This window comes from Nocardioides sp. (assembly GCF_047607365.1).
Lineage (GTDB): Bacteria > Actinomycetota > Actinomycetes > Propionibacteriales > Nocardioidaceae > Nocardioides.
Map to the genome: position 1 here is coordinate 20471 of NZ_JASGDD010000158.1, position 11358 is coordinate 31828.

The 11358-nt window shown below is 71.3% G+C and carries 10 protein-coding genes and 1 pseudogene; 5 read left to right on the forward strand and 6 right to left on the reverse strand.

Features of this window, described 5'->3' with window-relative positions; genetic code table 11:
• Positions 1 to 26: 26 nt before the first annotated feature.
• Positions 27 to 1523 carry an amino acid permease gene (locus QM572_RS12635; protein ID WP_415093624.1) on the reverse strand — a complete coding sequence of 499 codons (1497 nt, stop codon included), beginning with the start codon at positions 1521 to 1523 and terminating at the stop codon, positions 27 to 29.
• A gap of 18 nt (positions 1524 to 1541) precedes the next feature.
• Positions 1542 to 3431 (reverse strand): 1-deoxy-D-xylulose-5-phosphate synthase, encoded by a 1890-nt coding sequence (dxs, locus tag QM572_RS12640; RefSeq protein ID WP_415093626.1) that lies wholly within the window; start codon positions 3429 to 3431, stop codon positions 1542 to 1544.
• Positions 3432 to 3506: 75 nt separating this feature from the next.
• Between dxs and QM572_RS12645 the strand changes: the two genes are divergently transcribed.
• The 3 genes from QM572_RS12645 to QM572_RS12655 all read left to right on the forward strand — a co-directional run bounded on the left by QM572_RS12645 (position 3507) and on the right by QM572_RS12655 (position 5726).
• Entirely contained in the window at positions 3507 to 4298 is a 792-nt protein-coding gene (locus tag QM572_RS12645; RefSeq protein WP_415093628.1) for a GNAT family N-acetyltransferase, read from the forward strand.
• Positions 4299 to 4447: 149 nt separating this feature from the next.
• On the forward strand, positions 4448 to 4684 hold the full coding sequence (locus QM572_RS12650; RefSeq protein ID WP_415093630.1) for a hypothetical protein: 237 nt from the start codon (positions 4448 to 4450) through the stop codon (positions 4682 to 4684).
• Positions 4677 to 5726, forward strand: a complete 1050-nt coding sequence (locus QM572_RS12655) for a hypothetical protein (RefSeq protein WP_415093632.1) — start codon at positions 4677 to 4679, stop codon at positions 5724 to 5726. Before QM572_RS12650 ends, QM572_RS12655 begins: the two co-directional genes overlap by 8 nt.
• A 5-nt stretch (positions 5727 to 5731) precedes the next feature.
• On the opposite strand, the gene QM572_RS12660 is transcribed toward QM572_RS12655, so the two are convergent.
• Positions 5732 to 6226: a hypothetical protein gene (locus tag QM572_RS12660; protein ID WP_415093634.1), complete on the reverse strand. Its 495-nt coding sequence runs from the start codon at positions 6224 to 6226 to the stop codon at positions 5732 to 5734.
• A 76-nt stretch (positions 6227 to 6302) separates the two neighbouring features.
• Positions 6303 to 9140 (reverse strand): aconitate hydratase, encoded by a 2838-nt coding sequence (locus QM572_RS12665; protein WP_415093636.1) that lies wholly within the window; start codon positions 9138 to 9140, stop codon positions 6303 to 6305.
• A 162-nt stretch (positions 9141 to 9302) separates the two neighbouring features.
• Here QM572_RS12665 and QM572_RS12670 point away from each other — a divergent pair, with 162 nt between their 5' ends.
• Together QM572_RS12670 and QM572_RS12675 are read left to right on the forward strand one after the other, a co-directional pair.
• Positions 9303 to 9683: a hypothetical protein gene (locus QM572_RS12670; RefSeq protein WP_415093638.1), complete on the forward strand. Its 381-nt coding sequence runs from the start codon at positions 9303 to 9305 to the stop codon at positions 9681 to 9683.
• On the forward strand, positions 9670 to 10173 hold the full coding sequence (locus tag QM572_RS12675; protein WP_415093641.1) for a hypothetical protein: 504 nt from the start codon (positions 9670 to 9672) through the stop codon (positions 10171 to 10173). The genes QM572_RS12670 and QM572_RS12675 overlap by 14 nt, the downstream gene beginning before the upstream one ends.
• A gap of 50 nt (positions 10174 to 10223) precedes the next feature.
• Here QM572_RS12675 and QM572_RS12680 read toward each other — a convergent pair whose 3' ends face one another.
• Both QM572_RS12680 and QM572_RS12685 read right to left on the reverse strand, forming a co-directional pair.
• Positions 10224 to 11150: a hypothetical protein gene (locus QM572_RS12680; RefSeq protein ID WP_415093643.1), complete on the reverse strand. Its 927-nt coding sequence runs from the start codon at positions 11148 to 11150 to the stop codon at positions 10224 to 10226.
• A 14-nt stretch (positions 11151 to 11164) separates the two neighbouring features.
• A pseudogene (locus QM572_RS12685) lies at positions 11165 to 11358 on the reverse strand (class I SAM-dependent RNA methyltransferase); the annotation flags it as partial.

Sequence of the window (11358 nt, forward strand, 5' to 3'; positions counted from 1 at the left end):
CGGCCGCATCGTGCGCCGCCACAGTCTCACGGTGACACTGTGGCGGCGCCCGCCTCGGTCGCGAGCCGGCTCTTGCGGTAGCCGTAGCCGAAGTAGAGCCCGAAGCCCAGCGCCATCCAGATCAGGAACCGCAGCCACGTCTCGAGGCTGAGGTTGGCCATCAGGTAGACGCAGACCAGGGCGGCGAGGATCGGCAGCACGGGGCTGAGCGGGACACGGAACGAGCGCTCCAGGTCGGGGCGGGTGCGGCGCAGCACGGGCACCGCGGCCGAGACCAGCGCGAAGGCGCTGAGGGTGCCGATGTTCACCATCTCCTCGAGCTTCCCGATCGGGGTGAACCCGGCCACCAGCGCGACCAGGCCGCCGATGGTCAGCGTGATCATGACCGGCGTGCCGGTGCGACTGTTGGTGTGGCCGAATCCGGGCGGCAGCAGCGCGTCGCGGCTCATCGCGAAGAGCACGCGCGTCGCGCCGATCATGAGCGTCATGACGACCGTGGTGAGACCGGCGACCGCCCCCGCCGCGATCAGGGTCGCGAAGCCGTCGCGGCCCACGTCCTTGAAGGCGCTGGCGAGCGCGGCCTCGGTGTCGATCTTGTCGTAGCGGACCATCCCGGTGACGACCAGGGCGACGGCGACGTAGAGCACGGTGCAGATCGTGAGCGAGGCGATGATGCCGCGGGGCAGGTCGCGCTGGGGGTTCTTGGCCTCCTCCGCGGTGGTCGCCACCACGTCGAACCCGATGTAGGCGAAGAAGACGACCGAGGCGCCCGAGACGATGCCGAGCACGCCGTACGTCTGCGGCTGGAGGCCGAAGGCCCACTGCACGAGCGGCTGGGCGAGCCCGCCGGTGTCGACCGGGTCGGACCGCGGCGGGATGAAGGGGTCGTAGTTGGCGCCGTGGATGTAGAAGAGCCCGGCGACGATGACGAAGAGCACGATGAAGAGCTTCACGCCGACGAGGACGAGGTTGACCCGCAGCGACTCCTTGATCCCGATCGCGATCAGCGCGGTGAGCAGCAGCACCAGCAGGAGCGCGAGCACGTTGACGTGCCCCCAGAAGAAGTGCTCGGTGTCGGCCGGCCCGATCGCGTCCGGCCAGCCCAGCCCGATCTCGTCGAGGAACGTGACGGCGTACGTGCTCCACCCCTGCGCGACCACCGACGCGCCGAGCATCAGCTCCAGCACCAGGTCCCAGCCGATGATCCAGGCGATGAGCTCGCCGAGCGCGGCGTAGGAGAACGTGTACGCCGACCCCGAGACCGGGATCGTCGAGGCGAACTCCGCGTAGCAGAGTGCGGCCAGCCCGCAGCAGACGGCCGCGAGCACGAAGGAGAAGACCACCCCGGGGCCGGCGAACTGGGAAGCCGCCTTGCCGGTGAGGGTGAAGATGCCGGCGCCGATGATGACGCCGATGCCGAAGACGGTCAGGTCGAGCGCGGTGAGCTTGCGCTTCAGCTGGTAGCCGGGGTCGTCGGTGTCGCTGATCGACGTCTCGACCGACTTGGTTCGCAGCAGGTCCATGTCTCCATGGATGCCCGGTCAGCTCGGCAGTGATACTCCGGTGGGCGCCGGCTCGGCGAGCTCCTCGACGATGCTCCGCGCGATCGTCTGGGGGGTGAGGCCGATCCGCTCGAGGATGCTGGCCCGCTTGGCGTGGTCGAGGAACTCCTGCGGGATGCCGTGGACGCGGACCGGCGTGGTGATGCCCTCGGCGGCGAGGGTCTGGAGCAGGACGGCGCCCACGCCTCCCACGACCCCGTTGTCCTCGATGGTCACGACCAGCCGGTGCGAGCCGGCCAGCGCGACCACGGCGGGATCGACCGGCTTGACCCAGCGGGGGTCGACGACGGTGACGCCGATCCCCTGGGCCACGAGCCGCTCGGCGACCCCGACGGCGGTGGTGGCCATCGCCCCGACCGCGACGACCAGCACGTCCCGGGGCCCCGTGCGGACCAGCACGTCGGCACCGCCGGCGCGGTCGACGGCCGGGATCTCCTCGGGCGGCGGCCCCTTGGGGTAGCGCACCACGGTCGGCGCGTCGGCCACCTCGACGGCCTCGTCGAGCAGCTCGCGCATCCGCGGCACGTCGCGCGGCGCCGCGATGCGCAGGCCGGGCACCAGCTGGAGCATCGAGAGGTCCCACATGCCGTTGTGGCTGGCGCCGTCGTCGCCGGTGACGCCGGAGCGGTCGAGCACGAAGGTCACCCCGCAGCGGTGCAGGGCGACGTCCATGAGCACCTGGTCGAAGGCGCGGTTGAGGAAGGTCGCGTAGAGCGCGACGACCGGGTGCAGGCCCCCCATCGCGAGGCCGGCCGCGGAGGTGGCGGCGTGCTGCTCGGCGATCCCGACGTCGAAGGTCCGCTCCGGGAAGCGGCGCTGGAACGCGTCGAGCCCGACGGGGTGCATCATCGCGGCGGTGATCGCGACGACGTCAGGGCGGCGCTCGCCGATCGCGACCATGTGCTCGGCGAAGTGGTCGGTCCAGATCAGGCCCTTGGGCTTCTCGGCGCCGGTCTGCACGTCGAACGGGCCGGGCGCGTGGAACTGGTCGGCCTCGTGCCGCTCGGCCGGGTCGTAGCCGAAGCCCTTGCGGGTGATGGCGTGGACGATGACCGGCCCGCCGAACCCCTTGGCCTGCCTGAGCGCCTGCTCCACGGCGGCCCGGTCGTGGCCGTCCACGGGGCCGACGTACTTGAGGCCGAGGTCCTCGAAGAGGCCCTGCGGGGCGAGCGCGTCCTTGAGGCCCTTCTTGACCGCGTGCAGCACCTCGTAGGTGGTCCCGCCGCCCGGCAGCGACGGCAGGCGCCGCTTCACGACGTCGAGGATCCGCTCGTAGCGCGGGTTGGTGCGCAGGCTGGTGAGCGCGGTCGCCAGGCCGCCGATCGTCGGGGTGTAGGAGCGGCCGTTGTCGTTGACGACGATCACGAGCCGCGAGTCGTGGGCGATCGCGATGTTGTTGAGTGCCTCCCAGGCCATCCCGCCGGTGAGCGCGCCGTCGCCGATGACGGCCACGACATGACGGTCCTCGCCACGGATGGCATAGGCCTTGGCCAGCCCGTCGGCGTACGAGAGCGCGGTGGAGGCGTGGGAGTTCTCCACGAGGTCGTGCTCCGACTCGGCCCGGCTCGGGTAGCCGCTGAGGCCGCCCTCGCGCCGCAGCGTGCCGAAGTCGCCGGCGCGGCCGGTCACCAGCTTGTGCACGTAGGACTGGTGGCCGGTGTCGAAGACGATCTTGTCGCGCGGGGAGTCGAAGACGCGGTGGAGCGCGAGGGTCAGCTCGACGACGCCGAGGTTCGGGCCGAGGTGGCCGGTGTTGGTCGCGACGGTCCGGATGAGCAGGTCGCGGACCTCTGCGGCGAGGGCGTCGAGCTCGGCGTCACTGAGGTCGTCCAGGTCGCGCGGAGACGTCAGCGTCGAGAGAAGACCCATGGACTCACCCTACCGTCGGCGATCTTTACCCCGGTGAAACCTCCGCATCCGCACGATGCGAGAGAGTCTCGCGCCATGGAGATCCTCTCGAAGGCCTGGCAGACCGACCTTGCCCTGCGGGAGGCCTCCGGGAGCGAGATCGAGGACCACGGGACCTGTGTCCTGGTCCGGACGCCCGACAACCCGGCGTACCGGTGGGGGAACTTCCTGCTCCTGCGCCGCGCTCCCCTGCGTCGCGACCTGCCGGCCTGGGAGCAGGTCTTCGACGACGCGTTCCCGGAGTCGGAGCATCGCGCCTTCGGCGTCGACGACCCGGAGGGACGGCTCGAGGACCTGCGCGTCTTCGCCAACGCGGGCTACCGCGTCGAGCTGTCCCGGGCGCTCACGGCGACGAGGCTGCAACCGGGGCGTCCGCCGGCCGTCGACGCGGCCTGCCGGCAGCTCGAGACGGACGAGGACTGGGAGCAGCGGGTCGCCCTCTCCCTGGTCGTCGACCGGGACACCTTCGGCGCCGGCTTCGAGGACTTCGTACGCCGGAAGGCGGCCGCTGAGCGCGCCCTGGCCCGCTCGGGGGCCGGCGAGTGGTTCGGCGCCTTCGTCGGCGACGAGATGGTCTCCGGGCTGGGCATCTTCGCGACCGGCGAGGGCCGCCCGGCGCGCTTCCAGGACGTGATGACGCACCCCGACTGGAGGCGTCGCGGGCTGGCCTCGACGCTCGTGCTGCACGCCGGGCGGTACGCGTTCGAGAGCCTCGGCGCCGAGTCGCTCGTCATCGTGGCCGACCCGACCCATCCGGCCTACCGCGTGTATCAGGCGGTCGGCTTCGAGCCGACCGAGGCACAGCTGGGGGCGACGCTCGTCTCGTAGGACGAGCACCTCGCCCCTGCGCCGTGCGCGGCCTCACGGTCGCGTCACGGCAACAAATCGGTCTAGACATTCAGGTCCGTGCGTCGAGGCGGGCACCGGGCCGCGGACGACCGCTAGTAGCGTGGCCCGCGTCACACGAGAGGACCCGAATGAGCACCCAACTCGCCCCCCTCGCCCAGCGCCTGGGCGTTCCCGAAGCTCGGCTCAGCGCCCTGCGCGACCACGCGAGCGGGGATCTCGCCCGCCTGGAGGAGATCGTCGCCCGCGCCATGGAGTCCGAGGACGCGGCCTTCGACAGCGCCCTCGACGAGGCGCTCCGCTTCGTGCCGCGCCTGGTGCGCGGCCCGGCGCAGAAGCTGCTCTTCCCGGGAGGCCGCCGTGGCTGATCTCACGAGCAGGATCGAGGTCACCAAGCTCGCGCACGAGCTCGGCGCCTCGGAGCAGGAGCTGGAGTTCCTGGCCGACGGCACCCCCGAGCAGCTGCGGGAGCTGCGCGGCATCGTCGCGGAGGCGCTCTTCGCCCGCCACGAGGAGCGCGTCGGCCGCCTCGCGGCGCTGTCCAAGCTGCTGCCCGTGCCGCTGACCGCCAAGATCGCCGAGCTGGCGCTCGGCCCGATGCTCTCCGCCCGGGTGGCGGGCGCTCTCGACCCGCGCGAGGCCGCCCGGCTGGCCGGGCACCTCAACCCGACCTTCCTCACCGACCTGTCGATCTCGCTCGACCCCAAGCGGGTCGCGCCGATCGTGAGGCAGCTCCCCGACGCCCTGGTCGCGGACATCGGGCGGCGCCTGCTCGCCAAGGGCGCGTTCCTGGTGCTGGGCCGCTTCGTCGCGATCGTCGACGTCGACGTCGCCCTGCAGGTCGTGGACGGCGCCACCGACGACGCGCTGCTCCAGGTGGCCCTCTTCACCGACGACCAGAGCGCGCTCGACGCCATCACCCGGCGGCTCGACGACTCCCGGCTCGGCGGTGTGATCCGGGCCGCCGCGGCGAGCAACTCCTGGGACGCCGCGGTGACCATCCTGACGTCGCTCTCGGAGGAGACCCGAACCCGCCTGGTCGCACAGGCCGGCGTCATCGACGCCGCCGCCCGCGACGACCTGATCGCGGCCATCGCCAAGCACGACGTGTGGGCCGAGGTCCTGCCGTCGCTCCACGCGGTCGAGCAGCCCATCCTGGCGAGCCTGGTCAACGTGGAGTCGACCCTCGACGCCTCCCTCATCGACCACATCGTGGGGGTCGCGCGGCAGCTCGACCTCGCACCGGTGCTGGTGCAGCTGGTGCTCGTCCTCGACGACCCGCACCTGGACGTCCTCAAGGACACCAAGAGGCTGCGGGAGCCCGAGGTCCAGACATGGCTGCTGGAGAACGCCGGCGTGGCGCGGCGCCTCGTCGAGGCGGTGCTGAGCCAGCTGGGGCTGACGTCCTAGCCGGCTCAGCCGGTCATGCCGTACGACGCCGCGGTGCTCTCGTCGAGGATCTCCTCGCCCGCCTCCGTCGCGCCCTTGCCCGATCCGGAGCGGCGCACCCGCCGCGCCGCCCGGGTCGCGGCGTTCACGGGCGTCGCCACGCGCTCGAGGGTGGCCAGCAGCGGCACCGCGCGACGCGCGACCTCGTCGACCGTGCTGACCGCGGTGCCCACGTCGTTGACCACCGAGCCGATGTCGCCCATGGTCTCGTCGACGTGACGCAGCGAGGTGTCCACGCGGCGCATCACCTCGACCAGCTCCACCATCACGTCGCGCACCTCGACGAGAGTCGCGTCCGCACGGCTGACGGTCTGGTCGAAGTGCTCCAGCGTCTCGTCGATGGTGCCGATCGCCCGGAGCCGGGCCGCCAGCGACCGCTCACGCGGCTGCCTGATGAGCCGCGGCCACGCCGCGTAGGCGGAGACGGCGGCGACCAGCAGCACGAGCGTCACGATCAGCACGCGCACCATCGTCCCAGACGAACACGCCCCGGCCACAGAGACGGCCGGGGCGTGTTGTGCGAGTCACACAGCAGGGTCAGCCGGCGTTGACCAGGTTGCGCAGGACGTACTGCAGGATGCCGCCGTTGCGGTAGTAGTTCGCCTCGCCGGGGGTGTCGATGCGGACGACCGCGTCGAACTCCACGCCGGTGTCGGTCGACACCTTGACCGTCTTCGGGGTCCGACCCTCGTTGAGCTCGGTGATGCCGGAGATCGAGAAGGTCTCCTCCCCGGTCAGGCCCAGGCTGTCGGCGTTCTCGCCGGCCGGGAACTGCAGCGGGATCACGCCCATGCCGATGAGGTTGGAGCGGTGGATGCGCTCGAACGACTCGGTGATGACCGCCTTGACGCCCAGGAGCGAGGTGCCCTTGGCCGCCCAGTCGCGCGACGAGCCGGAGCCGTACTCCTTGCCGCCGAGGACGACGAGCGGGATGCCCGCGGCCTGGTAGCTCACCGACGCGTCGTAGACCGGCACGACGGGGGCGTCGTCCTGGGTGAAGTCGCGGGTGACGCCGCCCTCGGTGCCCGGCGCCACCTGGTTCTTGATCCGGATGTTGGCGAAGGTGCCGCGGATCATGACCTCGTGGTTGCCTCGGCGCGAGCCGTAGGAGTTGAAGTCGCGCTGGGCGACGCCGTTCTCCGCGAGATACTTGCCGGCGGGGCTGTCGGCCTTGATGTTGCCCGCCGGGCTGATGTGGTCGGTGGTGACCGAGTCGCCGAGCTTGAGCAGCACGCGGGCGCCCTCGATGTCGGTGACCGGCGACGGCGTCTTCTCCATGCCGTCGAAGTAGGGCGCCTTGCGGACGTAGGTCGAGTCCTCGTCCCAGGTGAAGGTGTCGCCGGTGGGCGTCGGGAGGTTCTGCCAGCGCTCGTCGCCGGCGAAGACGTCCGCGTAGTCCTTGGAGAACATGTCGGAGTCGATGGCGCCGGCGATGGTCTCCTCCACCTCCGACGGGGTGGGCCAGATGTCCTTGAGGAAGACGTCGCTGCCGTCCTCCGCCTGCCCGATCGGGTCGTGGAACAGGTCGACGTCCATCGAGCCGGCCAGGGCGTACGCGATGACGAGGGGCGGGGACGCGAGGTAGTTCATCTTCACGTCCGGGTTGATCCGGCCCTCGAAGTTGCGGTTGCCCGACAGCACGGAGACGACGGCGAGGTCGTTCTCCTGCACCGCGGCCGACACCTCGGGGATGAGCGGGCCGGAGTTGCCGATGCAGGTCACGCAGCCGTAGCCGACCAGGTTGAACCCGAGCTTCTCGAGGTACGGCGTCAGGCCGGCCTTGTCGTAGTAGTCCGAGACGACCTTCGACCCGGGCGCCAGGGTGGTCTTCACCCAGGGCTTGCGGGCCAGGCCCTTGTCCACGGCCTTCTTGGCGAGCAGCGCGGCGCCGATCATGACGCTCGGGTTGGAGGTGTTGGTGCACGACGTGATCGACGCGATGGTCACCGCGCCGTGGTCGAGGGTGAACTCGGTGCCGTCCTCGAGGGTGACCTTGACCGGCTTGGAGGCGCGGCCGCCGTCCTTCGGCGCGGCGGAGAGGTGGTCGGTCGGGGCCGGCGAGCCGTTGCCCGAGTGCGAGGGGGCGTCGCTGGCGGGGAAGGACTCCTCGACCTCCTCGTCGTAGCCCTTCTCCTCGGTGTCGGCCGCGTCCTCGGGCGTGCCCGCGTAGTCCACGAGAGCACCGCGGAAGGACCTCTTGGCCTCGGTCAGCTCCACCCGGTCCTGCGGGCGCTTCGGGCCGGCGATCGAGGGGACGACCGTCGACAGGTCGAGCTCGAGCTTCTCGGAGAACCGCGGCTCGAAGTCCGGGTCGAGCCAGAGGCCCTGCTCCTTGGCGTACGCCTCGACGAGCTTGAGCTGCTGCTCGTCGCGGCCGGTGAGGCGGAGGTAGGAGACGGTCTCGTCGTCGATCGGGAAGATCGCGATGGTCGAGCCGAACTCGGGGCTCATGTTGCCGATGGTGGCGCGGTTGGCCAGCGGCAGGGCCGCGACGCCGGCGCCGTAGAACTCGACGAACTTCCCGACGACGCCGTGCTTGCGCAGCATCTCGGTGATCGTGAGGACGAGGTCGGTGGCCGTCGAGCCCTCGGGCAGGTCCCCGGTGAGCTTGAAGCCGACGACGCGCGGGATGAGCATCGAGACCGGCTGGCCGAGCAGGGCCGCCTCGGCCTCGATGCCGCCGACGCCGAAGCCCAGGACGCCGAGGCCGTCGACCATCGTGGTGTGGGAGTCGGTGCCGACGCAGGTGTCGGGGTAGGCCTGCAGCTCGCCGTCCACCTCACGGGTGAAGACGGTGCGGGCGAGGTGCTCGATGTTGACCTGGTGGACGATGCCGGTGCCCGGGGGGACGACCTTGAAGTCCTGGAAGGCGGTCTGGCCCCAGCGCAGGAACTGGTAGCGCTCCTTGTTGCGGTCGTACTCGATCTCGACGTTGCGCTCGAAGGCCTGCGGCGTGCCGAAGGCCTCGGCGATGACGGAGTGGTCGATGACCATCTCGGCCGGGCTCAGCGGGTTGATCTTCGTCGGGTCGCCGCCGAGGTCGGTGGCGGCCTCGCGCAGGGTGGCCAGGTCGACGATGCAGGGCACGCCGGTGAAGTCCTGCATGATCACGCGCGCCGGCGTGAACTGGATCTCCTTGTCCGGCTCGGCCGTCTCGTCCCAGCCCGCGAGCGCCACGATGTCGTCGGCGGTGATGTCGGCGCCGTCCTCGGTGCGCAGGAGGTTCTCCAGGAGCACCTTCAGCGAATAGGGAAGGGAGGCGACAGCACCCTCAGGGAGGCCCTCACCCGTCACCGCGTCGAGGCGGAAGATCTCGTAGTCGGTGCCGTCCACCGAGAGGGTGCTCTTCGCACCGAAGCTGTCCTTGCTTGCCATGGGTCCCATCCTGCCGTCTGTCCCCCCGCCGAGGTAAGTAAGGCAGCCCTTTCATCGCGGGCGTGCGCCTCGAGCGGAATATGTCTTGATATCAAGATACACGAGATCGAGGGAACATCGAATGTCGGCGCGTCTCTTGCCCCCATGCCCCAAGATGAGGTCGTGAGCACCCTCGCCGCCGTGGCGGCCGTCCTCGCCCTCGTCGTCGCGATCCCCCTTGCCGTCGCCGCCGCGCTGCTCACCCGCCAGGTCCGGAGTCTGCGCGCCTCCGTCGCCGCGCTGCACGAGGAGGTCGAGGCCCAGGCCGGCGCTCCGCCGGCGGTGCCGGTCACCCTCGACATCGGCCCGCGCCGGGTCATCACCATCGAGATCCTCAACCCGCTCGAGCTCGCCGCCAGCCAGTCGCGGGCCGCGCGGCTGCTCGGCGGGCTGACGCCGACGGTGATCACCCGCATCGTCTACGACCAGGCCAGCAAGCAGATCATGGAGACCCTCGAGGACGAGGGCGTCGCCGCCGAGGTACGGGTCCGTGTCGGGGACTGAGACCGTCGTCCTCCTCCTCGGGATCGTGGCCGTGGTGGCCGCGGCCGTCCTGACCGTGCGCCTGGCACGGGGCTGGCTCGCCGCGACCTCGGAGGCCGAGGACGTACGCCGTCTCCTCATGCGCGAGGCCGCCTGGCGCGAGGAGGCGGCGCGTCTCATGGCCATCCGCGCACCGCTGGCCGACGGAGCCCAGCGCGCGGCCGACGCCGTCGACCTGGGCGCCACGGTGACCCGGCTCGGGCACAGGACCGTCGCCGGGCTCTCCTTCGCCGTGCTCAAGGCGATCCCCGCCACCCGGGACCGGAGCGCCCGGATCCAGACCGGACACGACCGGATCTCGGGGCGCGTCTACGGCGCCATCAACGAGGCCACCGACTCGGCCCGCCGTGCCAGCCGGTCCCTGCGCGGCGACGGGGTCGCCGATCCGCAGGCACTCGACGCGCTCGGGGCACTCGAGGCGCCCGCGGAGCCCGAGCCGCCCGCCGTCTGACGATCGTCCAGGGGGCGCCACGGGAGCGCCACGGGAGCGTCAGGAGGACGTCAGGAGGCCGTGTAGGCCCAGGTGAGCTGGACCTCGGTGAGCCCGGCGGCCGCCGGGGTGTGCGTCAGCGAGAAGCCGCGGCTGGACGTGTTGCGGACGACGAGCCCGCCGTCGGCGAGGTTGGTCGCACCGGACGCCACGTAGACGCAGAGCCGTCCCGCCGGAGCGGCCGGGTCGCCGAACGTCCCGCCACACACGCCACCGCCTCCCGCCGACACGATCGTCGGCGACACCGCTCCCGAGATCCACGCCGGGAACGACACGCTCACGGCGCGTACGTCGTCGGTCCCGTCCGCCTTGTAGGCACTGTCCTCGTAGCCGCTGATCGTGCTCTCCGCGACGATCGGCTCGCCGCTGACGTAGCGGCTCAGGGTCCAGAACGCGTCGGGGGCGAGCTTCGTGGCCGCCAGGGCGCCGTCCTTGATGTCGTCGTTGGTGATCGTGTCGTTCGCGATGTCGGCGCTGGAGATCGAGTTGTCGGTCAGCTCGTAGCTGCCGACGCTGCCCTCGACCAGCTTCTGGCCGCTGACGGAGCGAGGAGCGATGTCGTCGCCGCCCAGCGACCCGTCCGCGATGTCCGCGCCGCCCAGCGACCCGTCCGCGATGTCGGCCCCGCCCAGCGACCCGTCGGCCACGTCGATGCCGCCGAGGGAGCCGTCCTTGATCTCGTTGCCGCCGAGCCGGCCGTAGGCGATGTCGTACTCGGTGATGGACCGGTCCTTGATCTTCGCGCCCGTGACGGCGTTGGCCTTGAGCTGGGCGGTCCCGACGGCGTTCGCGGCGATCTTCTTGACCGCCTTCGCGGCCTCGACCGGGACACCCGTACCGCCGACCGCGATCACGAGCGCCGCGGTGGCGGCGAGGTTGGCGTAGGTGAGGCGAGGGAGGCGTCGGAGCGGACGTCGGGACAGACGGTGCGAGCTCATGCGCTCATCGTGCGTCAGCCGGCCGGCACGACCAAAGCGACGCACTCGACGTGGTGCGTCATCGGAAAGAGGTCGAAGGCGCGGAGGTCCGCCAGGCGGTAGCCGCGATCGGCGAAGAGGGCGAGGTCGCGGGCGAGCGCGGCCGGGTCGCAGGCGACGTACGCGACGGCGCGCGGGGCGCGGTCGGCGACGGCGTCGACGACGGCGC